Below are 26413 nucleotides of genomic sequence, written 5' to 3' on the forward strand. Positions count from 1 at the left end.
ACTTAACTACAGTCGCCGTTTGCAGGGCGCGGCGCAGAGTGGCGTCGAAGACGCGATCAGACCGATGGTACGGCGCAACACTACAGCCCGCCGGGTCGCGTCCATCCCGATTCTTCGGCTGCCGTCGCAGAGCGGACAGACGGCAAGGGCCAGCGGCGGTGGTCGGGAGTGCGCTGGGATCACCCGCTGCGCGCGACGCCACGGCACTCACGCCTGGGCCCTCCCCTCACATTCGGGATACCATTGCAACACGCAATAATGCCGGTAGCGCTACAAATCTACATATTTCCGAACATACGGTGCGTTCGGCTACGGGATGATGGAACGGGGCCATGGGGCAGCAGGTGAAGAACAACGGGCGACCCCAGTCGGTGGTGCCGCCGGGCAGCGACGCCGTCGATGAAGTCAGCGCCGCCGTGATGGTCGCCTCGCGGCTCTTCGTGGCGATCTCCGCCCGCGCGCTCGCCGACATCGATCCCGCTCTGACATTGCCGCAGTTGCGAACACTGGTCGTCCTCGAGAGCCAGAGCCCGGTCAAGCTCGCCGCACTCGCATCCGTGCTCGGAGTGAACCCGTCCACGGCCATGCGCATGATCGACAAGCTTGAAGCGATCGGACACGTGGACCGCCAGGTCAATCCGGACAACCGCCGGGAGGTCATCCTGCGACTCACCGCAGACGGGCGTCGCCTCGTCCACGAGGTGCTGGCCCGTCGGCACGATGACATCGCCACGATCGTGGAACGCCTCCCCGCCCACCAACGTACCGGGCTCGTCCAAGCCCTCCGGGCGCTGATCGCCGCCGCCGACGAACCAGCCAAAGACCTCATGCTGGACGCCGCGCTGCTCACTCACCCCTAGTTCCACGCCCCCGCGGCCTGCGCGGGGACGTGCGGCCTCCGCACTGCGCCCGACCGACGCGGCCACCACGGCAAGGCTCCAACTGCTGGCTGCGTGCCTGCGCAGCCATGGAGAAGTGCATCACGCCGAGCCTGCTAGCGGCGTTCCGGGGGCACTGACCGCCCTGCGGCACGCACGTTCCCTCAGCTGGTTCCCGGTGTGGGCCGGGTCTGGATCCGCATGCCGGGGCGGCGTCGGTGCACGGTGAGGTAGCACATGCCGTCCTTGCCCGCGGTGACAGCGCGGGTGGAGCCGTGGGGAAGCCAGAACAGACCGCCCTCCGTGAGGGGTTGCCGGTCCCATGGCGTGTCCAAGGTGCCGTCTCCAGCAACGACGTAAAGGAGGACATCGAGGTCCGGCTCGACGTGGGTGTCGATGTGTTCGTCGGGCATGAGTCGGACAAGGTTGGCGTCAAGCTGCCGTCCAGGCTGAGCCAGCCGCCACACCGCTCCAGCCGACGCGGAGTCGAGGGCCGCGAGTGCCTTGACGTCGCAGAGCTGCCGCGGAAGCGGAGCGCCGCCGCTCGGGCCGAGGGGGCCGATAGGTTCGTCAGCCATCTGTTGTCACCGTCCGATGCGTGCCTAACAACCGTGCGGGCCAGCCCCCGTTGGCCTCGAACCAACGCGGGCACCGCCTCCTGGAACCCTCGCACCGAAGCGATGCAACCGCCTCCGCGTTGCCGGGGATTCACCAAAAGGCGGGAGCCGTAGGGAGCGAAGCCACGCCCCCGTGACCGAATCCACACAGCTGCCAGCCCTGTTCAAATTGGAATCTAGCATGCGTATTTGCTAGCGTCGTGGCGTGCGGTTGACGAAGTTCACTGACCTGGCACTGCGCGCTGTGATGTCCTTGGCGGTCTCGGGGCCCAATGACCGTTACCCCACCCGCGGTGTGGCGGAGGTCATGGACGTGCCGTACACCCATATGGCGAAGGCGATCGCCCGACTGCAGCACCTCGGCGTGGTCGAGGCCCGGCGCGGGCGCGGCGGCGGCCTCGAACTGACCGGCCTGGGCCGACAGGCCTCGGTCGGCTGGCTGGCCCGTGAGCTCGAGGGCGAAAGTGATGTCGCCTCCTGCGAAGGGGATGCACCCTGCCCCCTCCGGGCGGCCTGCAGACTCCGACGAGCACTACGCGAGGCGCAGGACAGGTTCTACGCCGCGCTCGACCCGCTGACCGTGTCTGACCTAGTGGCGCCGCCCACTGGCCCGGTACTGGTCGGGCTGGTGGGCCAGCGCCCCGGGTGAACTCTCGCGTGTTGGGTTTGAGAGGTTCGCAGGCCTGAATTGGAAGATCATTAGCGAGATTGTGGAGGTACGGGCGCCTTCCAGGCCCCGCGAGGTGTTCGGACCGATCCACTGGCTCGCCCAGCAGTGAGTCAACCCATCCCCGGCCGCTACGTGGCCAAGGACCGTGCGACAAGAGGGCTAACCCCACGTCGGAAGGGCGAAGAAGCCATGGATGCCACATCAGCCGCCGTAACCGCGGCGGTCACCTTCGTCTGGCTCGGAATGGTTCTGGCGATCTCCTTTCTGGAGACGCCGTTGAAGTTCCGCGCCCCCGGAGTGGACGTGCCGATCGGACTCGGCATCGGTCGCATTGTCTTCCGGGCGCTCAATGCGGTCGAGGCGGTGCTCGCAGTCGTCATCCTGGCCGCTGTCACCGTCGGTCACCCGTCTGCATCGGTGGGTGCAGCGACCGCCATCACCGCATTTTTGCTGGCCGTGCAGCTCGCCGTCGTCCGACCTCTCCTCAACCGCAGGTCCGACCGAGTGCTCGCCGGAGAGACTTTTCCGCGTTCCCGGGCCCATCTGGTCTACGTGGCTCTTGAGTTGGCCAAAGTTGCTGCGCTGCTGACCCTCGGGATCAGCGTCCTCGCGACCTGAGACGCGAAGGGTGGCGGGTCCCTGCCAGGACCGGCACCGTCTCTCGCGGGCGCCGCGTAGGCCGGGGATCACTGCGTTGGCCAGCGTCCCCGTCGCCCCCGGCCGCCTGCCACGCGGGTACCCGAATCTTGCCCCGCCCCGACAACTCCACCACGATCTGCGCGAAGTGCGGCCCGCAGTTCAGCCTTTGATGCAGCACGCGCACGCCGCGGATCGGATACGGCGGAAACCGGGGCGACACTGACTTCACGCCGCAACGCTACCCCCTGATCTGCCATACCGCTCGGGTACGTACGTCCGCTAGCGGTGGACACGATGCCCATGACGGTCCGCTCGGGCAGCACCTCTCCGGCGATCTTGTCGAGTTCCTCGAAGCTGAGAACATTCGACGGATTCCACGCCAACGACCATCTGCCTGGCTGGCGTTCAGGCGACGGGGGCAGCGGATGCCGCGGCCAACTGGCGGTGTGGGACGTTGCCTCGCTTCCGGCCAGGCTGTAGGACAGGGGGCAGCCCACTTCGGGCTGACTCCTGATTGAGGACCAGTGATGCCATGATGTCGCGACGACGGATGCTCCCATGATCTGCCCGACGCTGCGGTACCGGGACGCGCATGCCGCGATCAAGCAGCTCACAGAGGCCTTTGGCTTCACCAGGGGTGCGGTGTACGAGAGCGAGGACGGCACGGTGCTGCACGCCGAGCTGTCCTACGGCGACGGCACGGTGATGCTCGGCACGAGGGGCGCTGGTGGCGTCTTCGACGACGCGATCGGCGATGCTGGCCCAGTCGGCGTCTATGTCGTTGTCGAGGATCCCGACGCCCACTTCAAGCGCGCCCAGCAGGCCGGTGCGGAGGTCCTGATGGAACCGACTGACCAGGACTACGGGGCCCGCGACTACATGGCCCGTGACATCGAGGGCAACGTATGGAGCTTTGGCACCTACACGCCCGTGAGGGCACCAGGCTGACCGCCGCTGCCGCGCTCGGCACGCTTCGTCGCTGCTTTGCCAACTACTCGGGTCCAGTAGCGGCAAGTCGCCTGGTCCAGCAGGACTTCGACGTCTTCCTCTAGAGTGCTTCCGTCCCAACATGCCGCACATGCCGCACAGGCCGCCTACGGTCCCGCCCGGCGGCGCGCGCCTGCCACGCCCCGGGGATGACCGAGGAGCCACCGTGACCGACCTGACCTCCATATCCCTGCAGCAAGACATCGCCCGGGACCTCCAAGTGAGCGCGTCCTTCGATGTACAGCAGGAGATCGAGCGCCGAGTGGCCTTCCTCGCCGCCCAGTTGACCTCCACGAGCCTGCGCTCGTTGGTGCTGGGCATCAGCGGTGGTGTGGACTCCATGACCGCGGGCAGGCTGTGCCAGCTCGCGGTCGAGCAACTCCGTGCCGCCGGGCGGGAATCCACGTTCTTCGCGATGCGGCTACCGTACGGCGCCCAGGCTGATGAGAAGGACGCGCAACTGGCGCTCGAGTTCATTCGACCCGACCGGGTTCTGACCGTCGATGTGAAGTCCGCCAGCGACGCCGCGCTGGAGGCGGTGCTGGCCAGCGGCATGGTCTTCCGCGACGCCCACCAACAGGACTTCGTGCACGGCAACATCAAGGCCCGGCAACGCATGATCGCTCAGTACGCGGTGGCAGGCGCGCACGAAGGCCTGGTTGTGGGTACTGACCACGCGGCCGAGGCAGTCTCCGGCTTCTTCACCAAGTTCGGCGATGGCGCGGCGGATGTCGTTCCGCTCACCGGTCTCACCAAGCGACGCGTACGGGCCATGGCGCAGGCGCTGGGTGCGCCGCCCGCGCTGGTTTGGAAGACCCCGACCGCAGATCTGGAGACACTGAACCCGGGTAGGCCCGACGAGGAGGCGCTCGGCGTCACCTACGACGACATCGACGACCTCCTGGAAGGCAAGCCCGTCGATGAGGCCGCATTCGCGGCGATAGTCCAACGCTACCGGCTCACCGAGCACAAGCGGCAGCTGCCGATCGCTCCCTGAGTCGCTCAAGCCGCTGGTGTCCTCGGCCGTGACCTGCAATCCGGCGGCGACTAGCACATACGTGCCAGTGCGTATTGAGGCGACCCGCCTGCTGCCGTTGGGCCGGCCGCCGCGCCTGCTCCACCAAGCGCTCGTGTGCCACCGCGTCCGCGTACCGAACGGCAACCAGCCGACGGCGCCTCGCCTGTCGAAGGGCGACGAGCCGAGAGTCATCTGGTGGCCGACAAGGCTGATCTCGACGCCATCCGCGGTGGTGTCAGAATTCATCTTCCGGGGCGGCGAGTTGGGGATTCCCCTCCCCCGCATCGGCGCCAACGCGTGGATTGGTCGGTCCTCGCTTCCCCAGCGACGAACTCCCCTGCCTGTTCTTCCGAGAGGCCGGTTGTGGTGACCGTCTCCGGCGCCCTCACGCGTCGACCGCAACCATCCGTTCAGGAATCCGAGAGGTAGCCGTTCCATACGTGCCAAGGCCCAATTTGGGCCGCCACGGCAGTGCTCGCTGCCGCACTCGGCACGCCATGCCGCGCGCTGCGAGGCGCCGCTTGGGCGCGGCCTCGGCGTCGGATGCAACAGTCGAGGGCATCAGCGGCACCCCGAAGCCAGCGGGCGAGCAGAGCTGGCCGGTGCGACGCGGCCTCGCGAGCCCCGCCGTACCCCTTGGCCAGGGCGGATCAACGACACCGGCACGCGAAGCGCGGCAGCGGGTAGGCGTTCGTGAGTTGGGTAGCGAGCCTGCTTAAGCGCGCCGATGGCACGGTCGCACTACCGCGGCAGACGAGATTGGCCGCCACGGGGCGGTTGGTCGCACTGGCGGGTACCTCTTGGGCAGGGCAGAGTGGAAGGCATGGGGCTCCGGCAGAGCCTTGCGGGTATTCGGCGGCCATGGCAAGCGCATCATTCGCTGCTGGTGATCCCTCTTGTGCTCATCGTGCTGATCACTGTGGTGGACATTCACTCTCCGCCGGATGTCCACCTGGGTCCGGCCCTGGTCATCGCGCCCGCGATCACCGCTTCGTTCGCCGGTCCCTGGGTGACGGGCCTCATCGGAGTGCTGGCCCTGGCCGCGCAGGTGATCATCGGAGTGTTTCACGGCGGGCTACTGACGACGAATCATGTGGTGCAGCTCGCCACTTTGGCTGTGCTCTCGGTAGTGGCCGTGATCTTGTGTGAGGTGCGCGAGCGGCGCACTCGGCAGTTGGCCCAGGTGCGGACGGTGGCCGAAGCCGCGCAGCACGTCCTGCTGTGGCCGCTGCCGGAGCGGATCGGTCCGCTGCGGATCGCGAGCATGTACCTGGCTGCCGAGGACGAGGCACAGATCGGCGGTGACCTGTACGCGGCGACCCGCACCGACGGAGGCGTCCGGGTGATGATCGGCGATGTGCGGGGCAAGGGCCTGGCCGCGATCGGCGAGGCCGCCCTGCTCCTGGGCGCCTTCCGCGAGACGGCCCACCGGCACACCAGCCTGCCGGATTTGGCCGCTGCCTTGGAGGAGAGCGTCGGCCGCTATCTTGCCGATTTCGAACCGGAGGAGGAAGCCGGAGAGCGGTTCGCCACGGCCTTGCTGGTGGAGATCCCCGACGACGATCCCATCACAAGGATGACCAGCTGCGGGCACCATCCGCCGCTGTTGCTCACCCCCGGCCAGGCCGTCACGGTCCCGAGCCTGCACCCCGCGCCGCCGCTGGGAGTCGGCCTGCCGGGATACACCCTGGACGTCTTCTCCTTCGAGCCCGGCGACACCCTCCTGCTGTACACCGACGGTGTCGTGGAGGCCCGCGACACGAAGGGCGACTTCTATCCGCTCGTGGAACGGGCCACTCAGTGGACCGACAGCAGCCCCGCCGCACTGATGCACCACATTCGCCGCGACCTGCTCGCCCACACCAACGGACGCCTCGGTGATGACGCCGCCCTCATCGCCCTTCACCGCAATCGCGCGCCTCACCGGCAACGCCACCACGCGAAGACCATCCACGCTGACGGATTCCGTCACCGCCCCGGTCGCGAACCATGGAACGGTGATCGAACAACGCTGTGCTGACGAAGCCAGCTACTTCCCCGATCGCGCCTGCCCTGACCACCAGCCCACCGCGAAGAGCGTGCCTGGCAGGCGTTCTCCAGCTTCGCGGCAGTCGCAGAGTCGCAGAGGTAATCGTCCCGCGCCTCACCGAGATCGCTCAGGCCTGGCTTGGGGCTGACGGGCCGGTGAGGTGCGTCTGGGCGGCGTGCCGGAAGGCCGCTGTCAGGCGACCGCGGTCGCCTGCGCGGGTGGCGAGCACGACGTGGCCAGGTTCGACGCCTTGCAGTGGGATGGCGGCCAGGTCGGGGCGCATGTGGATGGCCGCGGAGCCTGCGGGGGCGATGGAGACGGCATCTCCGGCGGCGATGAGTTCGAGTTTGTCTTCCACCGTCTCCACCAGCGGTCCCTCGGGCGCGCGGCGGCCGTCGGGTCGTGGGTCGACGCGCCAGAACGCGTTCCACGCCTGGTCCGGAAACCGGGGCAGGGGTTCGTCGGCGATGTCGTCGAGGGTGACGTACTCCTTGCCGACCAGGCGGTGGTCGGCGGGCACGAGCAGCAGCCGTGGCTCGTCGTAGAGGACCGTCACATGCAGTTGGTCGGTGGGAAACGGCAGCCGGGCCACCACGGCGTCGACCCGGTGGTCAAGAAGGGCCGCGCGCGGTTCGTCCCACGACAGGTGCAGGGTTCGAACGTCGGCGTCCGGGTGTCGGCGACGTAGTTCACGCACCGCCGGGGTGACGATGAGGCCGGTGGTGTACCCGACGGTGAGCCGGGTGGGCTCCGCCGCCGCTCTGGCCTCCGCGGCCGCCTGGGCCGCGCTGCGCAGCAGTGCTTTTGCGCGCGGCAGGAACACGCGTCCCGCTTCGGTGAGGTCGGTGCCTTGCGGGGTGCGGTCCAGCAGACGTACTCCCAGTTGCTCCTCGAGGCGGCGGATCTGTCGGCTCAGGGATGGTTGCGCGAGGTGGAGCGCTGCTGCCGCGCGGCCGAAGTGGCGGTGATCGGCCACGACGGTGAAGTAGCGCACCATGCGCAGATCCAGGTCCGCGATGTTCTCGGCCATGCTCCGACCCTAACGCTCCGCACTGTCTTGAACCGCCTGGAAGACCGGCCTCAACTGCGGTGATGTCGATCTGGTATCACGCGGTGCGGAACGGGTCTTGGACGCAGCGGGTGCCTGGTCCGCAGGGTTGGACGCAATCCGGTGCCTCGTAGTGAGAGTGCCGGGGCGTTCAGACCCTTCGGAGGAAGTGCGCGATGTACGTCGTCATGGGAGCGAGCGGGAAGACCGGCGGAGCCGTCGCCCGCGAGCTGCTCGATCAGGGCCAGCGGGTTCGTGTGGTGTTGCGGCCGGGCCGCGGTCGTGAGGAATGGGTGAGCCGGGGGGCTGAGGTCGCCCACGCCGACGTGCGGGACGTCGACGCCCTCGGGGCCGCGTTTGCCGGGGCGCGTGCGGTCTACGTGCTCAACCCACCGGACTACGGCAGCGACGACATGCTGGCCTCGGCCCGCGCGGTCGCCGCCGCCTACGCCACCGCGCTGCGGGCCGCCGGCAGCCGAGTGGTGGCCCTGTCCTCGATCGGCGCCCAGCATGCCGAGGGCACCGGCAATATCGTCACCACCCACATCCTGGAGCAGGCCCTGGCTCCGCTGGGCGCCAGCTTCGTGCGGGCCGGGAACTTCATGACCAACTGGCTACCGAGCCTGCCGGTGATGCGCGACAGCCCTGCCCAGCTTCTTCAGCCCGCTCGACCGGCCGATCCCGCACGCAGCCGTGCCGGACATCGCGGCGGCCGTCGTGCGTGAGCTACAGCGTGACGGCACCCGCACCATCGAGCTGGCCGCCGCGGCCGACTACGCGCCCAACGACATCGCCGCCGCGTTCGCGGACACTCTCGGTCGGCCAGTCGCCCCTCAGGTCGTCGAACGCGACCAGTGGCGGCAGACGCTGGCCCGCATTGGTCTGCCACCGGCGGCGGTCGGCAGCTGGGAGGAGATGTGGGAGGGCTTCAACACCGGCCACATCCGCTTCGAGAACACCCCGGAGCGCGGCCGGACCAGCATCACCGACTTCGCCAAGGCCGCCGTCGCCGAGTTGGGCACAGCGCACTGACCAGCCGCTGACGCAACCGGCCCCTACCGCAAGCACCACGAAGGAAGCCAAGCATGACCATGAACCGCAAGACCGTGCTGATCACCGGTGCCACCAGCGGCATCGGAGCCCACACAGCACGCCTGCTGATCGAACGGGGCCACTGCGTGGCCGTCACCGGCCGCAACGAAGGCAAGCTCCGCGCATTCGTCGACGCGGTCGCGTGCCCGGACCAACTGCTGGGCATCATCGCCGACGCGGCCGACTGGGACGCCACCCAGGCGGCCGTCGACCGGACCGTGGAGCGGTTCGGCGCCCTTGACGCCGCCGTGGCCAACGCCGGGTTCACCGCTGGCGACCACCTGGGCACCACGGCCGTCCCCATCGCTGACGGCGATCCCGCCCTGTGGCCGCCCATGGTGCTCACCAACGTGCTCGGGCCCGCCCTGCTGGCCAAAGCCGCCCTGCCCCACCTGCGGGAGACCCGCGGTCGGCTGGTGCTCATCGGCAGTGTCGCCGGGCTGAAGAACGCTCCGGGCAACCTGTACTCGGCCACCAAGTGGGCCGTCACCGGCCTGGCGGAGAACATCCGCCTGCATGCCACCACCCTCGGCGTGGGCGTCACCCTCGTCGCTCCCGGCATGACCGACACCCCGTTCTGGGCCGACGGCACCGCACCCCCGTTCGCCATGCCCGCCGAACCGGTGGCCGAAGCCATCCGCTTCGCTCTCGACCAGCCCGACGGTGTCGACCTCAACACCCTCACCATCCGACCGATCGGACAACCCGTATGAACAGCGCACCGACACCCGCCGACCCCCACCCGGCACGCGCGCAGCCACCTGGCCCACCACGGCTTGGCCGACCGCGTCACCCCGCACACCGCGGAAGGCACCGGCATCCTCCCCGACCTCGGCGAAACCCCACTGAACGTCAAACCACATTCGGATAGAGGGGCTTGGCCGTACGTCGTGACAGTCCGGGTTCTCGGCGGCGTTGCGGCCAGGGAGGTGGAATCCTAGTCGCTGGTGCTGTGGCCGCGGCCGGTGACGTAGTCGCGGACCCGGTCGACCAGTCCCAGTCCGGGGGCCAGGAGCTTGTTCAGGGGCGGGGTGCTGGGAGCCTGCGGGTGAGGGCGTGTGGGAGCGGTCTTCTTCGCCTCCCTGACTTTGTCGCCGAGAAGTTCCAGGACATAAGGGTGGACGCCGTCGCGCAGCTTGGGGAAGAGGTTGCGTTCCTCGTCCTCCACATGCGCGTTGACCTCGGTGTGCAGCTGACGTACGAGCTGGTCGAAGTCACGGTCGTCGGCATCCCGTCCTTCGAAGGCTTTGAGCAGTTCCTCGATGTGGCCGTGATCAGCGATCTCCTTGTCAGCCAAAAGATCGCCGCCCTCCAAGTGCTCGCGTACGGCAGGGTAGAGGTGCTGCTCCTCGGCGACTGAGTGACGGACCAGTTCGATGGTCAGGGCGTCCAACGTCAGCTTGCGTTCCGCGCATCCCGGAGCCATGCCGTACAGCCGCTCGAAGAGGACCTCCACCTCGCGGTGGTCGGCGGTCAACTCCTCGATGACGTCGGGTTTGTGCTCCATCTTTCCTGCCCTTCCGAGAAACCTGACACCCCGTCACATCGTACGGAGCCACCAGTTCCCGCCTTGCTGGGCGGATAACGCCAGGACCGGCGGAATTGGGCCGGATGCGGGTCCGGCGCCGCGCGAGTCGTCGCCTGCCGCGTAGCGCGGACCACGATGTCGACGTGGCGCCGGACGGCGCCTCGGCCATGGTCAGCGCCGCGCGTGTTCCGGCGCGCCGACCGTGCTGCCCTGGATACGGCTGCGACGGGTGTCCCCGGCTGGCAGCGGCCCCGACCGGAACACCGCGAGCGCCGCTCGGCGGGGCCGGACGGGCTTCCGACGATAAAATGGGCGCATGTGCCAGGACCTGCTTCTGGCGTATGGGATCCCGGCGACCGCTGCCAGGCCGTCGGGGCTCGGGGATCTCACCGACAGTGAAGTGCACTACCGTCGTAGCAGGCGATCCAGCCCCACTACGCTCACCTCCGAGGGGCGCCGATGACCGTCGCCGACGGGGGACTCACCACCGCTGTCTCCTGGGACGGCGGGCAGGTCACTGTTGCCGTTTTCGGAGAAATCGACGTCGAGACCGGTCCGGGTCTGAAACAGGCTCTCCAAGCCGCGCTGGAAGGGCGGCCCGACCGGATCGTTGTGGACTTCGCCGGTGTGTCCTTCTGTGACTGCTGTGGCCTGGGTTTTCTCCTGGCGGCTCGGCAGCAGGCTCGAAGTGCCGAGGTTGACTTCACAGTGACCGGGGTGACCGCACCAACCGTTCTCAGGCTGCTCCGCTTCTTCGACCTCTGCGAGATGCTGGGCATGACAGGACCAGAACCCGGCCCCGGCGATGTGACGGGTCAGTAAACGGCGAGGTTGTCACAATTTCAGCCGCACCTACCGTGCTGGCTCATCCCGAACCGGGCATCAGGCATGACCGCGGGTGTACGAACCAGCCGCCGTTTCAATGCGTTGTGCGAGCTCAAGGTCCACATCGGTCAGACCGCGGTCGGAGTGCACCACGAAGCGCACCGTCTTGTCGCGGATGTCGATGTCGGGGTGCTGGTCGAGTTTCTGCGCATCGACCACGACCTTGTCGACGATGCGCACCGCGGTCGGAAAGTCGTGCGCCTCAACCGTCCGGCTGAGCGTGTCGCCCTCTCGCCGCCAGTCCTTGAGGCGGGCGTCGGACATACGCTCCGTGATCTCGGCATTGTCGAGCACCCTGGCCACGACGTCCTCCTGGCGGTCGGTAGCGGCTGGTAAGCACTCAGCGCGAGTGCGGCTCGCTCTCCAGCATGGTCTGGCCCAGAGGTGGCAGCAAACCGAGCGCTCCACGCGGTGCGCAGACTGGCACTGGCCGCGTCACTTGCGCGCTCACCCAGCGTGGCGGTGCCTGCCGCCGCCACGGACACTTACCGGCGCGACGTTGGCCGCAAGCGGTCCCGGGTGACCGGCGCTGAGCGCTTCGACGGTCGGCCTACCTCCCGTAGACGGTCTCGGCGAACTCCGCGATCTGGTCGTCGGTGAGGTGCTGTGCCAGGTCCGCTTCACTGATCATGCCGATCAGTCGCTTGTTCTCGATCACGGGCAGCCGCTTGATCCGGTGGCTCTCCATCTCGTGCAGTACGTCGCTGACGTCCGCGTTCGCATCAACCCAGCGCGGGGTTCCCTCGCACAGGTCGGCGCACTTGGTCTCGGCCGGGTTGCGTCCCTTGGCGATGCACTTCACGACGATGTCGCGGTCGGTGATGATGCCGCACAACCGCTCGTTCTCATCGCTGACCGGCAGCGCGCCGACATCCAGCCGCGCCATCAGTCGCGCGGCCTGATCAAGCATCTCCTCGCGCTTTATCCACTGCGCGCCGGGGTGCATGATTTCTTTGGCAGTAGTCATGGTTTCTCCTGCATGGGTGTTGGCCGTTCGCGTTTCGCTTCGTCGTATGACAGGCGCGCGGACCCCGGGAGAAGGCGATGCCTCTCGGCGCCCCAGCAGTGCTGCGGTCGTCCGGAGTCTGCGGGGGCTGTTTGCTCCGATCCCGCACCGTCGCCTACCCAACACCCGTATCGGTACCCATGTGCGTCGGCGTCAATCGGCGATCAGGGGCAGGCGTGCCGTCACTCGTGTTCACACCGAGTCGACGTACCGCAGTCTCCCGCTCAGGGGCGGCGCGCGGACGGTCAGTACACGCCGACGGCTAGCGCTTCGGCCCTCGCTCATCGCCGCCGTGACCCACTGCACGGAGCAGACCGTAGGCAAGCAGTGAGACGACCACCCAGGCCGCGGTGGCGGCGCCCAGAGCGAGCCATGCGGAGTGGTGCGGCAGCAGGACTGCGGCGACCACCGCGAACGCGAGCAGCCCGAGGGTGCCCAGTGCGGCGCCGCGGGCGTCATCACGGGCTCGCCTCAGACCCTCCTCCTTGGCGACGAGGGTCAGGCTGGCCAGCAGGATGGCTGGGAAGGCCAGCAGGGCTCCTCCCTGGAACGGTCCCACCGCGGCCGAGACGATCGCGGCCACGGCGGAGACGCCGACGCCGAACGCGAAGCGGATGAGCAAGTCCTTGCGCGGCATGCGCAAGGCCGCGCGCACGTCCAACCGGACCCGGTCGGCAGAGCCCTGCTCACCACCATGCTCACCGTTCGGCGATGAAGTCATGGCATCACGAGGAAGACGACGGCACCGGCCAGGACGATCCACACCACGATCGCCGTGGCGGAACCCCTCAGAGCCCCGAGCCTGCCCAGTGCCGGGACGCTGACGAGGCAGTACACGGTGAAGGCGACGGCGCCGATTCCCATCGCCCGTGCGGCGAGTGCCGCATCGTGGTGCCCCTTGAACGCGACCGTCACGATCAAGCTCCCCAGCGCGACCGATGGCGCCGCGGCGAAGACTCCCGCCAGGCGCTTGGGCTGGACGGCTTCCGCCACAAGAGCGAAGCAGACCACGAAAAGGCCGCCGATGACGGCCTTCAAGCAGATCTCAAGCAGAGAGTTCATAGCCTCCGAGAGCGGCCCTGGACCGCTCGGTGTACCGGGGAGGAAGCGCTGGTGTTCCCTGAGAGTATGTCACCAGCGCCCTGCTCCGCGCATGACTCGGCGTTCTCTCACTCCCGGCGCCCCGCGCCCGCCCCCCCCGACGTGAACGGACGGTTGGGGGCCTCCTTCGCGGGTACCCGATGCACACTCGACGTTCGGGAAGGTGGTGATGCCAGTGTCGAGGCATTCCGTCAAAACGCACGACGAACAACGGGACGACGCGGGCCGCGCCGCCCTCTTCGATGTCGACGGCACGCTGGTGGACACCAACTACCTCCATGTCGTCACGTGGTGGGAGGCGTTCCGCCAGTCCGGGCACACGGTGCCGATGACGGCCATCCACAGCGCAGTTGGGATGGGCTCGGACAAGCTCGTCGCCCATCTGCTGGGCGACGGGCGAGACAGCGGACAGGACGCCGAGATCGCGCAGGCGCACAAGGCGCTCTTCGCGACCTACCTCGAACGCCTGCACCCCCTGAAGGGCGCGTCTGACCTACTGCGCACGGTCAGCCAGCGCGGATGGCAGGTCATGCTCGCGAGTTCGGCGGGCGAGTACGAACTCAACGCCATGCGCTCCGCCATCGGAGCCGACGAGTACATCGCCGCGGCGACGAGCGCGGACGACGTGGACGCCAGTAAGCCCGCTCCGAACTTGGTCATGCGGGCGCTCGACCGCGCCGGGGTCTCCGCGTCCCGCGCCGTCTTCGTCGGTGACACCGTTTGGGACGTGGAGTCATCCGCCAAGGCGGGAGTGGACTGCGTCGCCTTGCTGTCCGGTGGAGTCCCGGGGGCCGATCTGCGCCGTGCTGGTGCCTTGGCCGTATACGAGGATCCCGGGCATCTGCTCGCCGAAATCGACTCGAGCCCCTTCGCGGACGCCCGTCGTTAGGCGGGCCGCTCGCATCTCGCGTCGCCGCCGCATCTCGCGTCCGGCATCCCACTTCCGTCATGTCGCGCCTGGCCGCCTCCTCCTGCCGTCGATGACGGCGGCTCGTGGCCCTTCGCTACCAGTAGTGCCGTCGGCCTCCTACGGCGTGTCCGACCGCTCCCAGGAGCCAAAGGATCGCTCCGATCACTACAAGGATGATCCCGATCGTCCACAGGATGGCGATGTGGAGCAGGAATCCCACGATGAGGCAGATGATACCGAGGATGATCACAGCAGCCTCCGATCTCTCGGACAAGCCTCTTGTTCCAACGATGGTCCCGCGAGCCTTCGGCGGCAACCCTTGCCGAGAGGCAGGCACCCCGCTGCGGCCGCTGCTGGACGAGCGCCGCCAGGGGCCGACCACGCGCACCGCGACCGAAGGCGCCGACCAACCGTTCCGCTCCGTGCTGAGCAGGCGGTTAAAGCAGGCACGGTAGTGCCGCTGGGCAGGGCGCGGGTCCCTCCGTGCTTCGGCCAGCGTGGGCGGGGTGCCGGGTCTGGCCGCCGTCGGAGAGCAGGCCGTGCTCTGCCGAAAGGTCCTTGAGCTGTTACTCGGAGCCTTCTGCGGGGTAACCGCGCCCGTACATCAGCGAGGTCGCGAGGCGATCGGCGTGGTGCGCGGCGTCTTCCGCCCGGCCGACGAACTCCTTTGCAGATCGTTGGCCATCGGCCCTCTTGGGCCAGTTGGCCGAAGGTTTGGCCTGGATTGACCGACCGCGGCCTTCGGGCCCGTGGAAGGCGGCGAAGCGCGGGTAGGTGAAGAGGCGAGCCGCGAACGGTTGCCGTGGCAGGGAGGCGATACGGGCATGAGGAAGGCAGCGGACCAGCGGACGGCTGGTACGGTCCCGATCCTTCCGACGCGCCCCGCGTTGGACGGCGCCGGATTGCGGAAGGCGTTGCGCGCGCGTGTGGACGCCGAGGTGCGGTTCGACGCGGGGAGTAGGGGAGCGTACGCCACGGATGGTTCGAACTACCGGCAGGTGCCGATCGGCGTCGTGGTGCCGCGCACCGTCGAGGCGGGCGCTGAGGCCGTCGCCGTGTGTGCCGAGTTCGGCGCGCCGGTGCTTTCCCGAGGTGGCGGTACCAGTCTCGGCGGGCAGTGCACCAACACCGCGGTCGTCATCGACTGGACGAAGTACTGCAACCGGCTGGTTTCCGTCGATGCCGAGGCCCGCACCTGCGTGGTGGAGCCCGGGCTGGTGCTTGACGAGCTGAACCGTCAACTCTCGCCGCACAAGCTGATGTTCGGGCCGAAGCCGTCCACCCACAGCCATTGCGCACTGGGCGGGATGCTGGGCAACAACTCCTGCGGCGCCTCCGCCCAGGCCTACGGCAAGACGGTGGACAACGTACGCCGCATGGAGATCCTCACCTACGACGGCAGCCGACTGTGGGTCGGGCCGACCTCCGAGGAGGCATACCAGCGGATCGTGGCGGCGGGCGGCCGCGTGGGCCAGCTCTATCAGGGGCTACGCGACATCACCGGCCGGTACCTGGGTGACATCCGCCGTGGCTTCCCTGACATCCCACGCCGGGTGTCCGGCTACAACCTGGACTCGTTGCTGCCGGAGAAGGGTTTCGACCTGGCCCGGGCGCTGGTGGGCAGTGAAGGCACCCTGGTGACCATCCTGCACGCCGAGCTCGACCTGGTGCCGGTACCGGCGGCTGAATGCGTGTTGGTGCTCGGCTACCCCGACATCTGCGCGGCCGCGGACGACGTACCCCGGCTGCTGGAGCACGCCAAGCCCTCCCAACTGGAGGCGCTGGACGGCCGGATGGCCCAGCTGATGCGTGAGGAACACGCCTACCTGGAGTCGCTGACGACGTTTCCGGCAGGCGACAGCTGGCTGCTGCTGCAGTTCACCGGCGACAGCCAGGAGGAGGCCGACGGACAGGCGCAATCGCTGCTGAAGGCGATCGGTCGCGGTGAGCGGGACGAGACCGTGGTCCTGTCCGACGACCCCCAGCGTGAGCAGGAGATGCTCAAGGCGCGCGAGGCGGGCCTCGGCGTCACCGCCCGCCCGCCGGATGACCGGGAGACCTGGGAGGGCTGGGAGGACTCCGCGGTGCCGCCGGAACGGCTCGGTGACTACTTGCGGGACCTCAAAGCCCTCTTCGACGAGTTCGGCTACGACGAGCCCGCGTTGTACGGGCACTTCGGCCAGGGCTGTGTGCACACGCGCATCCCGTTCGCGCTCAAGACCGCGGAGGGGGTGGCGCAGTTCCGCCGTTTCGTCTTCCGCGCCGCGGACCTGGTGGCCTCCTACGGCGGTTCGCTGTCGGGAGAGCACGGCGACGGGCAGGCTCGCGGCGAGTTGCTGGCGAGGATGTTCGGCGACCGGCTGGTCACCGCTTTCGCCGAGGTCAAGGCGTTGTTCGACCCGGACAACCGGATGAACCCGGGCAAGGTCGTCGCACCCCACGGCGGTGCGCACAGCGTGCATCCGGTCGACGGCCAACTGCGTCTTGGCCCGCGGTGGCGGCCGAAGGAGGGCACGACGAACTTCGGCTATCCCGAGGACGAGGGGTCCTTCACCAAGGCCGTGATGCGCTGTGTCGGCATCGGCAACTGCCGCACCCAACGCGGCGGGGTGATGTGTCCGTCCTACCGGGCCACCGGCGAGGAGGAGCACTCCACCCGCGGCCGGGCCAGGTTGCTGTTCGAGATGCTCGGCGGGCACGCCGACTCCCCGGTCACCGACCGCTGGCGGTCGACCGAGGTACGCGACGCGCTCGATCTGTGTCTTGCCTGCAAGGGCTGCAAGTCGGACTGTCCGACGGGTGTCGACATGGCCACCTACAAGGCCGAGTTCCTCTCGCACCACTACGCGGGGCGGCCGCGGCCCGCCGCGCACTACGCGTTGGGCTGGCTACCGCTGTGGGCCCGGCTGTCCCGACTGGCGCCGGGTGCGGTCAACGCCGTGTCGCACGCCCCCGGCCTGGCCCGGCTGGGCAAGCGGCTGAGCGGGGTGAGCGTCGAGCGTACGGCCCCACTGTTCGCTCGGGAGTCGTTCACGCGGTGGATGGCGGCACGTGACGTGCCCCAGCCCGAGCCGGGCGATCCAGCGGCCGTGCTGTTGTGGCCGGACACGTTCAGCGACTTCTTCCACCCGGCCGTCGCCCGCTCCGCGGTGCGTGTGCTGGAGGACGCCGGGTTCCGGGTCGCCGTGCCCGCCGCCGCGGTGTGCTGCGGACTGACCTGGATCTCCACCGGTCAACTCGCCACCGCCAAGCGGGTGTTGCGCCGCAGCATCGAGGTGCTGCGGCCGTGGATCGACGCCGGTACCCCGATCGTCGGCCTGGAGCCGTCGTGTACCGCTGTCTTCCGGGCCGACGCCGTGGAACTCCTGACCGGCGACCAGGACGCGCAGCGGCTTGCCCAGCAGTTCCGCACCTTTGCCGAACTGCTGGTCAATGACGCCCCCGAGGACTGGCGGCCGCCCCGGCTCAACCGCACCGCGACCGTGCAGACGCACTGCCACCAGCACGCCGTGCTGGGGTTCGACGCCGACCGGGAGCTGATGCGCCGGGCATGCGTCGACGCCGATGTGCTGGACGCCGGATGCTGTGGGCTCGCTGGCAACTTCGGCTTCGAGCAAGGCCATTACGACATCTCCATGACCATCGGCGAACAGGGCGTGCTGCCCGCGGTCCGGGGAGCGGCTCCCGACGCGGTCGTGCTCGCCGACGGTTTCAGCTGCCGCACCCAGATCGACCAGGCGGGCACCGGTCGTGGCGCACTACACCTGGCGGAAGCCCTCGCCATGGGCCTGGACGGTCCGCTGCCCGCCGACCGCCCCGAGAAGCTCGCCGACCGCCCTCGGCCCTGCCCACGTGCCGCGCGGGCGGCCACCGCCGCCACGCTGGTCACCGCGGCAGCCGCGACCGCGGCCACGGTGAGGTGGCTTCGGCGTATAGGCGGTTAGCCGTGTAAGGCGGGGCCTGCGCCCGCCCGCCTGCACGTTTGCTCCTGCGCGAAACCGCGCAGGCGCCTGTCGTGGCGAGGATCGGCGACACGCTCGGCAACGTACTGACAACGACCATCACGCGGCCTCATCAGCGAAGGGAAGAATCCGTGTCGACCAAGGTCTCCGACTACGTACTCGAACGACTCCGTGACTGGGGCGTGGAGCATGTCTTCGCCTACGCGGGAGACGGCATCAACGGGCTGCTCGCGGCCTGGGGGCGCGCGGACAACAAGCCGCGGTTCGTCCAGGCCCGTCACGAGGAGATGGCCGCGTTCGAAGCGGTCGGCTACGCGAAGTTCTCCGGCCGGATCGGCGTCTGCGCGGCGACTTCCGGGCCCGGTGCCATCCACCTGCTCAACGGCCTGTACGACGCCAAGCTCGACCACGTTCCGGTGGTCGCCATCGTCGGGCAGACCAACCGAAGCGCCATGGGCGGCTCCTACCAGCAGGAGGTGGACCTGCTCAGCCTCTACAAGGACGTGGCCAGCGAGTTCTGTGAAATGGTCATGGTCCCCGAGCAGTTGCCCAACGTCCTGGACCGGGCGCTGCGCATCGCCCAGGCCCAACGTACGGTGACCGCCGTCATCATCCCGGCCGACGTACAGGAGTTGGACTACACCCCGCCGCAGCACGCCTTCAAGATGGTGCCGTCCAGTCTGGGCATCGCCCAGTACGCCCCCATCCCGGCCGAGTCGGAGATCAGCCGCGCCGCCGAAGTCCTCAACGCCGGTGAGAAGGTGGCCATCCTCATCGGCCAGGGCGCCCGTGGCGCACGGGCCGAGGTCGAGCAGGTCGCGGACGTACTGGGCGCGGGCGTGGCCAAGGCGCTGCTCGGCAAGGACGCGTTCCCCGATGACCTGCCGTATGTCACCGGTGCCATCGGGTTGTTGGGCACCCGGCCCAGTTACGAACTGATGCGGGACTGCGACACGCTGCTGGTCATCGGATCCAGCTTCCCCTACACGCAGTTCCTGCCGGAGCTGGACCAGGCCCGCGCCGTACAGATCGACATCGACCCGCACATGGTGGGTCTGCGCTACCCGTTCGAAGTCAACCTGGTGGGCGACGCCCGCGAGACGCTGCGGCGGCTGATCCCGCAGTTGCGCCGCAAGAGCGACAGCAAGTGGCGGCAGAAGATCGAGAAGGACACCGCGCGCTGGTGGGAGGTCATGCAGCGGCGGGCGGCCGTCAGCGCCGATCCCATCAACCCGGAGTACGTAGTGCACGCGCTGGACCGGCTGCTGCCCGACGATGTGATCCTGGCCGCGGACTCGGGCTCCGCCGCCAACTGGTACGCCCGGCACCTGCGCATTCGCGGCCGGATGCGCGGCTCGCTGTCCGGCACCCTGGCCACCATGGGCCCCGGCGTCCCCTATGTGATCGGCGCCAAGTTCGCGCACCCCGAGCGCCCGGCCATCGCCATCGTCGGTGACGGCGCCATGCAGATGAACGGCATGGCCGAAATGATCACCGCGACCAGGTACTGGCAGGAGTGGGACAACCCGCAACTGATCGTCGCCGTCCTCAACAACCAGGACCTCAACCAGGTGACATGGGAGATGCGGGCCATGTCCGGCGCCCCGCAGTTCCTGCCCTCGCAGAGCCTGCCGGACGTCCCCTACGCCGACTTCGCCCGGTCCATCGGCCTGGACGGCCTGCGGGTGGAGAAGCCGGACGAGGTGGAGAGCGGCTGGCGGCGCGCGCTGGACGCACGGCGGCCGTTCGTCCTGGAGTTCCGCACCGACCCGGCCGTACCGCCCATCCCGCCGCACGCCACCCTCGACCAGATCGAGGCCGCCGCGGCCGCCGTCATCAAGGGCGACAGTGACCGTCTCGATGTGATGAAGCAGGGCATCAAGGCGAAGGCGCAGGAGGTCCTTCCCGGCGGCAAGCAGGGCCCGGACAAGCCGTGAACGCCGCGGGGTTGGACGGGGACGGGCCGTGCGTCGAAGCGGTGGAGGCCGCCGCCTACACCGTCCCCACCGACGCTCCCGAGGCCGACGGCACCCTCGCCTGGAACGCCACCACGCTCATCGTGGTGACGGCACACTCCGGGGATGCCACCGGCCTCGGGTACACCTACGCGCCCGCCGTCACCGCACGGGTCGTACACGAGGTGCTGGCAGGCGAGGTGACGGGTCGGCCGGTGTGGCACGTGCCCGCGGCGAACGAGGCCATGCAGCGGGCGGTGCGCAACGCCGGTCGCCCGGGTCTGGTCGCGGCGGCGATCTCGGCGGTCGACATCGCGCTGTGGGATCTCAAGGCCCGGCTTCTGCACATGCCGCTCACCGCCCTGCTCGGCGCGACGAACCGTCAGGTACCGGTGTACGGCAGCGGCGGCTTCACCACGTACGACGACCGGCGGCAGGACGGGCAACTGCGCCACTGGGTGCGGGAGCAGGCCATCCCACGCGTCAAGATCAAGGTCGGCGAGTCCTGGGGGCAGGCCGAAGGACGCGACCGCGAACGCATCGCCAAGGCTCGTAGGAGCATCGGCGACGCCGCGGAGCTGTACGTCGACGCCAACGGCGGCTACGGCCGCAAGCAGGCGATCCGCCTCGCCGACTGCCTTGCCGAGCACGCCGTCACCTGGTTCGAGGAACCCGTCTCCTCCGACGACGCGACCGGTCTCGCGCAGATCCGCGCCGCCGTCCCGGCCGATGTCGCGGCCGGCGAGTACGGCTACACGCTCGCGCACTTCGCCGGTCTGCTGCGGGCCGAGGCCGTGGACTGCCTGCAGGCGGATGTCACCCGGTGCGGCGGAATCACCGTCTGGCTGCGTGCGGCGGCCCTGGCCCAGGCCGCGGGCCTGCAGATCTCCGCGCACTGCGCCCCACACGCCCACGCGCATGCCGTCGCCGCCGTGCCCAACCTGCGGCATGTGGAGTGGTTCCACGACCATGTGCGCGTCGAGCGGCTCCTGTTCGACGGAACGCTCGATCCCGGTGGTGGAAGCGTGACACCGGGCGCTAACGGCGCACCAGGACACGGACTGACGCTGCGCGCCGAACAAGCCGCCGCCTATCGCACCGCGTGACCGCGATGAGCGACCGGTTTCGCACAGAGACGGCCGGTAGCCGTGGGTGAGAAGGACAACAACCGACGGCTGAGGGACGATGGGGTGGGACGCACGCCGAAGGCCAGTGCGACCCAGACACCAGCATGGACTGTCGCCAAGCGTTACAGAGAGCTGTGTGACACCGATGCGTCGTTCGTGTGCACCTTGTCCCAACAGTTCCTCCCCCGCACCGTCTCGACCCCACGGTCCCGAGCAGCCGAGCGGAGTTGGTCCACCGCGCCACCAGCCTGACGTGCCGGACACCTCCGCGGCTTTGCACCGCCTCTCCCGGCTACCCGACGGACCGGAGCGCGACGCTCTGCGGCAGGAGGTCATCACCGCCTGGATTCCGTTGGCCGAGCGGCTGGCGTACCGGTTCCGCAACCGTGGGGAAGCGCTGGAAGACCTTCAGCAGGTGGCGGCGCTGGGCCTGATGAAGGCGGTCGACCGCTACGATCCCGAGCGCGGCAGCTCGTTCCCGAGCTATGCGATCCCCACCGTGGTGGGTGAGATCAAGAGGCACTTCCGCGACCACCTGTGGGGGCTGCACGTCCCCCGCCGGGTGCAGGAGTTGCGCAACAAGGTGCGCGTCTCGGAACGAGAACTGCTGCACGGCGTCGACAGTCACGGGCCGACGGTAGCGGAGATCGCCTCGCACAGCGGCCTGACCGAGGACGAGGTGCTGCTCGGCATGGAGGCGATCAACAGCTTCTCGACGCTCTCCCTCGACGCCGAACTGCCCAGTTCCGACGGCTGCACGCTGGTCGACGCGCTGGGCTGCGCCGACCCCGCCACCGAGAAGGTCATCGACCGCGAGGCGGTCAAACCGTGTCTGCGGCGCCTGCCCGCGCGGGAGCGGCACATCCTGTACCTGCGCTTCTTCCATGACATGACCCAGGACCAGATAGCGCACACCATGGGCATGTCGCAGATGCACGTCTCACGGCTCATCAGCCGCACCTGCGCCCGGCTGCGCCAAGAGGTCCTGCTGGACGTGTGACACCTGCGCCCGCCCCCGGCACCCTCCCGGCGACATCCCTGTCCGCGCACGGTCGCGGCGACGGAACGCGACGGTGTGAGACTCCCTCGGGTCGCGGAACGGTGATGACTCGCGCAGGCTAAGAACTCAGACGCCATCACGGCGGCACGATCGGCTTCGGCCCGCGCCGAGGCGCTCTACCGACCAGGAGGAGAAGCCATGCGGGCTCCCAGGCGACGGTGGACCAGGGCGGTGGTGACCGGCGGAGCGGGATTCGTCGGCTCTCACCTGTGTACGGCCCTCATCGAGCAAGGTACGCAGGTGATCTGTGTGGATGACTTCTGCACGGGCTCCCCCGCCAATGTCGCCCATTTGGCCGAACGCGATGGCTTCACCCTGCTGCGAGCCGATGTCACCAAGCCGTTCGCCGTGCCGGATCCGGTGGACCTGGTGCTCCACTTCGCCTCGCCCGCGTCACCGGCCGACTATCTGAGGCTGCCGCTGCACACCCTTGAGGCGGGCAGCCTCGGCACCGCGCACGCGCTGGCGCTCGCGAGAGAGCACCAAGCGCGCTTCCTGTTCGCCTCGACCTCCGAGGTGTACGGCGACCCGCAACAGCATCCGCAAAATGAGAGCTACTGGGGCAACGTCAATCCGGTCGGCCCCCGCAGCGTGTACGACGAGGCGAAGCGGTACGCGGAGGCGCTCACCACGGCCGAGGCCGGTGTGCATGGCGTCGACACCGCGATCGTGCGGCTGTTCAACGCCTACGGGCCGCGTATGCGGGCCCGCGACGGCCGTGCCGTACCGACCTTCATCCGGCAGGCGCTTGCCGCTGAGCCGTTGACCGTCACCGGTGACGGCAGGCAGACGCGGTCCATCACCTACGTCGATGACACCGTCGAAGGGGTGCTGGCCGTGGCAGGTTCGGAGCTGTCGGGCCCGATCAACATCGGCAACGCCACCGAACTGAGCATGCTCGAACTGGCCCGGCTGGTCATCGAGTTGTGCGACTCACCATCACGGATCCACTTCGTCGAGCGCCCTACTGACGACCCATCAGTTCGCTGCCCGGACATCGCCCTGGCGCGCGACAAGCTCCAGTGGGAGCCGCGCACACCCGCCCGTGAGGGGCTGGCCCGCACCGTCGCCTGGTTCCGCGACCACCCGGAGGCCTGACCGACCGACCACCGCTGCGGGCGTCAAGCGGCCGGCCAGCGGACGAAAGGCACCACCATGCGAATCCTGGGCGTCAACGCCCTCTTCCACGACCCTGCCGCGGCTCTCGTCGTCGACGGACGGGTGGTCGCCGCGGCGGAGGAGGAGCGGTTCTCCCGACGCAAGCACGGCAAACGGCCGGTGCCCTTCTCGGCGTGGGAACTTCCCGAACGCGCCATCGCCTGGTGCCTGTCGGAGGCGAGTCTTCGGCCCCAGGACATCGATCTGGTCGGCTACTCCTACGACCCGCTACTGGCCGAGGACGCGTACGAGTTGGGGCTGGACGACCCGTGGGACCACCTACGGCAGACCTACGCCCGCGAGGCACCCGCGTTCCTCGCCGAGGCGCTTGCCGGGCTCGCCCCGCAACAGGTCTCCTTCGTGCCGCACCACGAGGCCCACGCCGCCTCGGCCGCGTACGCCGTGGACGGTGACGCCGACCCCTGCTCGGTACTCGTGCTGGACGGTCGCGGAGAGTCGACCTCCCACCTGGCCGCGCGCCGCACCGGCGGGCACCTGGAACCCCTGGCGGGCCAGCGCCTGCCGCACTCCCTGGGTCTGGTCTACGAAGAGCTCACCGAGCACCTCGGATTCCTGCGCTCCAGCGACGAGTACAAGGTGATGGCGCTCGCCGCCTACGGAACTCCGCGCATGGCGGCCGAACTGCGCCGCTACGTGTACGCCACCGGTGACGGCGGGTTCCACGCGACCGGCGTGCCCTGGGCGCAGTTCGCCCCACCGCGCGGCGGCGACGAGGCGTGGAACCAGCAGCACGCCGACCTCGCCGCCTCGGCCCAGAAGGTGCTGGAGGAAGTGCTCCTCGACCTCGTGCGCTGGCTGCACGGGCGCACCCATGACCGGTTGCTGGCCATGGCCGGGGGCGTGGCACTCAACTGCGTCGCCAACTCGCGCATCGCGCGCGAGGGCCCGTTCGACAAGGTGTGGGTGCAGCCCGCGGCGGGTGATGCCGGGACCGCGCTCGGCTCGGCGCTGCGGATCGCGGCGATCGGCGGCGACCGACCGCGTCCCATGCCCGGCGCGGACCTCGGCCGGGGCTGGTCGGACGCCGAGTTGGAGGCGTGGCTGAAGCGGGCCGCGGTCTGCTACGAGCGGCCCGCCGACATCGCGGCCACGGTCGCCGACGCTCTGGCGGACAACGCCATCGTCGCCTGGTTCCAGGGCCGCGCCGAGTTCGGGCCGCGCGCCCTGGGACACCGCTCGCTGCTGGCCCATCCCGGACATGCGGGAAACCTGGAGCGGCTCAATGACGTCAAGGGCCGCGAGCAGTTCCGCCCGGTGGCCCCCATGGTGCTCGCCGATCGGGCCGCCGAGATCTTCGACGGCCCCTTGCCCAGCCCGTACATGCTCTTCGTCCACCACGTGGCCGAGCCATGGCGCGAGCGCATCCCCGCCGTCGTACACGTGGACGGCACCGCCCGCATCCAGACGGTGGACCCCAAGCGCGAACCCCTGGTCGCCAGGATGCTGCGGCAGTTCGAACGTCGTACCGGGCTGCCGGTGGTGGTCAACACGAGCCTCAACACGGCCGGACGCCCGATGGTCGACGATCCGCGCGACGCGCTGGAGTGCTTCGGTTCGAGCCCGGTCGACCTGTTGGCCATCGGCCCGTTCGCGGTGCGGCGGGCCCGGATGTTCGACCGCGACCGGGCCGCGGGGGAGGAACTGCCGTGAGCGAGAGCGAACTCCCCTACGCGGTGGTCATCCCGACGATCGGGCGGCCCAGTTTGAACGTGTGCCTGGCCGCGTTGGCCGACAGTGTCGGACCACCGCCGCGCCAGGTGGTCATCGCCGATGACCGGCCGCTGACGGACTGTCACCCGCTGCCGGTGACGATCCCCATGGCGCTGCGCGACCGAGTGGAGATCGTCGCGAGTTGCGGCAACGGCCCGGCTGCCGCCCGCAACGCAGGATGGAGCGCCACCACACAGCCGTGGGTCGTCTTCCTCGACGACGACACGCTGCCCGGTGCGCACTGGGCCCGTGAACTGGCCCGGGACCTTATCGGGGCGACGCCGCGCACCGGTGGTGTGCAGGGCCGCATCCGGGTTCCGCTGCCCCGCGACCGCGCGCCGACCGACTGGGAGCGCTGCACCGGCTCGTTGGCCACCGCCCGATGGATCACCGCCGACATGGCCTACCGCCGCCAGGCCCTGGAAGCGGTGGGCGGGTTCGACGAGCGCTTCCGGCGAGCCTTCCGGGAGGACGCCGACCTCGCGCTGCGGGTGGAGGACGCGGGATGGACTCTGGTCGTCGGCTGCCGGGAGACGGAACACCCCGTGCGCCAAACCGACCGCTGGATGTCGGTGCGGGCCCAAGCGGGCAACGCGGACGACGTGTTGATGACGCGGCTGCACGGACGCGGCTGGTGGCGCAGGGCCGGAGCCGGGCGCGGTCGGCTGCCGGTCCACCTGGCGGTCACCGGCGCCGGAGTGGCGGCCGCCGTCTGCGTGGCTGGCCGTCGGCCGCGTACGGCCGGGGCGCTGGCGGCGGTTTGGCTCGCCGGTACCACCGAGTTGGCGTTGACCCGGATCCTTCGCGGTCCGCGCACCGCCCGGGAAGTGACGGACATGCTGCTCACCAGTGCGCTGATCCCGCCCGCGGCCTGTGGTCACTGGCTGCGTGGCTGGTGGCGCCACCGCGGCGTACGACCGTGGCGGGCGGCCTCGCCCGGCGGTGCGAGCAGTACCGGTACGGCGGCGTGCACGCGTCAGCCCGTCGACAGGCAGCGGGTGCGCGGATGATG

At 69.2% G+C, this 26413-nt stretch carries 27 protein-coding genes; 19 read left to right on the forward strand and 8 right to left on the reverse strand.

Translation table 11 applies throughout. The features are described 5' to 3' along the window. Window positions 1-332 precede the first annotated feature (332 nt). Window positions 333-860 carry a MarR family winged helix-turn-helix transcriptional regulator gene (locus tag NON19_RS17465; RefSeq protein ID WP_255929121.1) on the forward strand — a complete coding sequence of 176 codons (528 nt, stop codon included), beginning with the start codon at window positions 333-335 and terminating at the stop codon, window positions 858-860. Between the two features lie 182 nt (window positions 861-1042). Here NON19_RS17465 and NON19_RS17470 read toward each other — a convergent pair whose 3' ends face one another. After that, entirely contained in the window at window positions 1043-1456 is a 414-nt protein-coding gene (locus NON19_RS17470; RefSeq protein ID WP_255929122.1) for a cupin domain-containing protein, read from the reverse strand. 244 nt (window positions 1457-1700) lie between these two features. On the opposite strand from NON19_RS17470, the gene NON19_RS17475 reads away from it, so the two are divergent. The 5 genes from NON19_RS17475 to NON19_RS17495 all read left to right on the forward strand — a co-directional run bounded on the left by NON19_RS17475 (window position 1701) and on the right by NON19_RS17495 (window position 6829). Further along, window positions 1701-2144, forward strand: a complete 444-nt coding sequence (locus tag NON19_RS17475) for an RrF2 family transcriptional regulator (RefSeq protein ID WP_255929123.1) — start codon at window positions 1701-1703, stop codon at window positions 2142-2144. A gap of 210 nt (window positions 2145-2354) precedes the next feature. Next, complete coding sequence (locus tag NON19_RS17480) at window positions 2355-2783, forward strand: hypothetical protein (RefSeq protein WP_255929124.1); 429 nt, start codon at window positions 2355-2357, stop codon at window positions 2781-2783. 579 nt (window positions 2784-3362) lie between these two features. Further along, on the forward strand, window positions 3363-3752 hold the full coding sequence (locus NON19_RS17485; RefSeq protein WP_255929125.1) for a VOC family protein: 390 nt from the start codon (window positions 3363-3365) through the stop codon (window positions 3750-3752). A 205-nt stretch (window positions 3753-3957) separates the two neighbouring features. After that, window positions 3958-4788 (forward strand): NAD(+) synthase, encoded by an 831-nt coding sequence (gene nadE / locus NON19_RS17490; protein ID WP_308213702.1) that lies wholly within the window; start codon window positions 3958-3960, stop codon window positions 4786-4788. A gap of 844 nt (window positions 4789-5632) precedes the next feature. Next, window positions 5633-6829 (forward strand): PP2C family protein-serine/threonine phosphatase, encoded by a 1197-nt coding sequence (locus NON19_RS17495; RefSeq protein ID WP_255929127.1) that lies wholly within the window; start codon window positions 5633-5635, stop codon window positions 6827-6829. Window positions 6830-6965: 136 nt separating this feature from the next. On the opposite strand, the gene NON19_RS17500 is transcribed toward NON19_RS17495, so the two are convergent. After that, a complete protein-coding gene (locus NON19_RS17500) occupies window positions 6966-7868 on the reverse strand; it encodes a LysR family transcriptional regulator (protein ID WP_255929129.1) in 903 nt (300 codons plus the stop codon). A 194-nt stretch (window positions 7869-8062) separates the two neighbouring features. Between NON19_RS17500 and NON19_RS17505 the strand changes: the two genes are divergently transcribed. Genes NON19_RS17505 through NON19_RS17515 form a run of 3 tightly spaced genes read left to right on the forward strand, consistent with a single transcriptional unit; the run spans window position 8063 to window position 9691 of the window. After that, on the forward strand, window positions 8063-8611 hold the full coding sequence (locus NON19_RS17505) for an NAD(P)H-binding protein (protein ID WP_255929131.1): 549 nt from the start codon (window positions 8063-8065) through the stop codon (window positions 8609-8611). Then, entirely contained in the window at window positions 8604-8918 is a 315-nt protein-coding gene (locus NON19_RS17510) for a Rossmann-fold NAD(P)-binding domain-containing protein (RefSeq protein ID WP_255929132.1), read from the forward strand. Before NON19_RS17505 ends, NON19_RS17510 begins: the two co-directional genes overlap by 8 nt. A 59-nt stretch (window positions 8919-8977) precedes the next feature. Further along, complete coding sequence (locus tag NON19_RS17515; RefSeq protein WP_372514172.1) at window positions 8978-9691, forward strand: SDR family oxidoreductase; 714 nt, start codon at window positions 8978-8980, stop codon at window positions 9689-9691. A 224-nt stretch (window positions 9692-9915) separates the two neighbouring features. On the opposite strand, the gene NON19_RS17520 is transcribed toward NON19_RS17515, so the two are convergent. Next, window positions 9916-10485 carry a hemerythrin domain-containing protein gene (locus NON19_RS17520; protein ID WP_255929136.1) on the reverse strand — a complete coding sequence of 190 codons (570 nt, stop codon included), beginning with the start codon at window positions 10483-10485 and terminating at the stop codon, window positions 9916-9918. Window positions 10486-10965: 480 nt separating this feature from the next. Between NON19_RS17520 and NON19_RS17525 the strand changes: the two genes are divergently transcribed. Next, on the forward strand, window positions 10966-11328 hold the full coding sequence (locus NON19_RS17525) for an STAS domain-containing protein (RefSeq protein ID WP_255929138.1): 363 nt from the start codon (window positions 10966-10968) through the stop codon (window positions 11326-11328). Between the two features lie 60 nt (window positions 11329-11388). On the opposite strand, the gene NON19_RS17530 is transcribed toward NON19_RS17525, so the two are convergent. The 4 genes from NON19_RS17530 to NON19_RS17545 all read right to left on the reverse strand — a co-directional run bounded on the left by NON19_RS17530 (window position 11389) and on the right by NON19_RS17545 (window position 13459). Then, a complete protein-coding gene (locus NON19_RS17530) occupies window positions 11389-11694 on the reverse strand; it encodes a 4a-hydroxytetrahydrobiopterin dehydratase (RefSeq protein WP_255929140.1) in 306 nt (101 codons plus the stop codon). 247 nt (window positions 11695-11941) lie between these two features. After that, window positions 11942-12358, reverse strand: a complete 417-nt coding sequence (locus NON19_RS17535) for a CBS domain-containing protein (protein WP_255929142.1) — start codon at window positions 12356-12358, stop codon at window positions 11942-11944. Between the two features lie 301 nt (window positions 12359-12659). After that, a complete protein-coding gene (locus tag NON19_RS17540) occupies window positions 12660-13118 on the reverse strand; it encodes a DUF3147 family protein (protein WP_255929143.1) in 459 nt (152 codons plus the stop codon). Then, the gene (locus NON19_RS17545; protein ID WP_255929144.1) at window positions 13115-13459 is read right to left on the reverse strand and encodes a DUF3147 family protein; all 345 of its coding nucleotides are present in this window, start codon (window positions 13457-13459) and stop codon (window positions 13115-13117) included. The genes NON19_RS17540 and NON19_RS17545 overlap by 4 nt, the downstream gene beginning before the upstream one ends. 214 nt (window positions 13460-13673) lie before the next feature. Here NON19_RS17545 and NON19_RS17550 point away from each other — a divergent pair, with 214 nt between their 5' ends. Beyond that, window positions 13674-14387 carry an HAD family hydrolase gene (locus tag NON19_RS17550; protein ID WP_255929145.1) on the forward strand — a complete coding sequence of 238 codons (714 nt, stop codon included), beginning with the start codon at window positions 13674-13676 and terminating at the stop codon, window positions 14385-14387. A gap of 115 nt (window positions 14388-14502) precedes the next feature. On the opposite strand, the gene NON19_RS17555 is transcribed toward NON19_RS17550, so the two are convergent. Next, the gene (locus NON19_RS17555) at window positions 14503-14658 is read right to left on the reverse strand and encodes a DUF6131 family protein (RefSeq protein ID WP_255929146.1); all 156 of its coding nucleotides are present in this window, start codon (window positions 14656-14658) and stop codon (window positions 14503-14505) included. A 40-nt stretch (window positions 14659-14698) separates the two neighbouring features. On the opposite strand from NON19_RS17555, the gene NON19_RS17560 reads away from it, so the two are divergent. The 8 genes from NON19_RS17560 (at window position 14699) to NON19_RS17595 (ending at window position 26411) form a co-directional block, all read left to right on the forward strand. Further along, on the forward strand, window positions 14699-14863 hold the full coding sequence (locus NON19_RS17560) for a hypothetical protein (protein ID WP_255929148.1): 165 nt from the start codon (window positions 14699-14701) through the stop codon (window positions 14861-14863). 369 nt (window positions 14864-15232) lie between these two features. After that, window positions 15233-18352 carry an FAD-binding and (Fe-S)-binding domain-containing protein gene (locus NON19_RS17565; RefSeq protein ID WP_255929150.1) on the forward strand — a complete coding sequence of 1040 codons (3120 nt, stop codon included), beginning with the start codon at window positions 15233-15235 and terminating at the stop codon, window positions 18350-18352. Between the two features lie 149 nt (window positions 18353-18501). Beyond that, complete coding sequence (locus NON19_RS17570; RefSeq protein ID WP_255929152.1) at window positions 18502-20307, forward strand: thiamine pyrophosphate-requiring protein; 1806 nt, start codon at window positions 18502-18504, stop codon at window positions 20305-20307. Continuing rightward, window positions 20304-21431 carry an enolase C-terminal domain-like protein gene (locus tag NON19_RS17575; protein ID WP_255929154.1) on the forward strand — a complete coding sequence of 376 codons (1128 nt, stop codon included), beginning with the start codon at window positions 20304-20306 and terminating at the stop codon, window positions 21429-21431. The genes NON19_RS17570 and NON19_RS17575 overlap by 4 nt, the downstream gene beginning before the upstream one ends. A 166-nt stretch (window positions 21432-21597) precedes the next feature. Next, entirely contained in the window at window positions 21598-22452 is an 855-nt protein-coding gene (locus tag NON19_RS17580) for a SigB/SigF/SigG family RNA polymerase sigma factor (RefSeq protein WP_255929180.1), read from the forward strand. 198 nt (window positions 22453-22650) lie between these two features. Beyond that, window positions 22651-23610: an NAD-dependent epimerase/dehydratase family protein gene (locus tag NON19_RS17585; RefSeq protein WP_255929156.1), complete on the forward strand. Its 960-nt coding sequence runs from the start codon at window positions 22651-22653 to the stop codon at window positions 23608-23610. A gap of 57 nt (window positions 23611-23667) precedes the next feature. Continuing rightward, on the forward strand, window positions 23668-25341 hold the full coding sequence (locus NON19_RS17590; protein ID WP_255929158.1) for a carbamoyltransferase family protein: 1674 nt from the start codon (window positions 23668-23670) through the stop codon (window positions 25339-25341). Continuing rightward, a complete protein-coding gene (locus NON19_RS17595) occupies window positions 25338-26411 on the forward strand; it encodes a glycosyltransferase family 2 protein (RefSeq protein ID WP_255929160.1) in 1074 nt (357 codons plus the stop codon). The genes NON19_RS17590 and NON19_RS17595 overlap by 4 nt, the downstream gene beginning before the upstream one ends. Window positions 26412-26413: the final 2 nt, after the last annotated feature.

It is taken from the genome of Streptantibioticus rubrisoli, from assembly GCF_024436055.1.
Classification (GTDB): domain Bacteria; phylum Actinomycetota; class Actinomycetes; order Streptomycetales; family Streptomycetaceae; genus Streptantibioticus_A; species Streptantibioticus_A rubrisoli.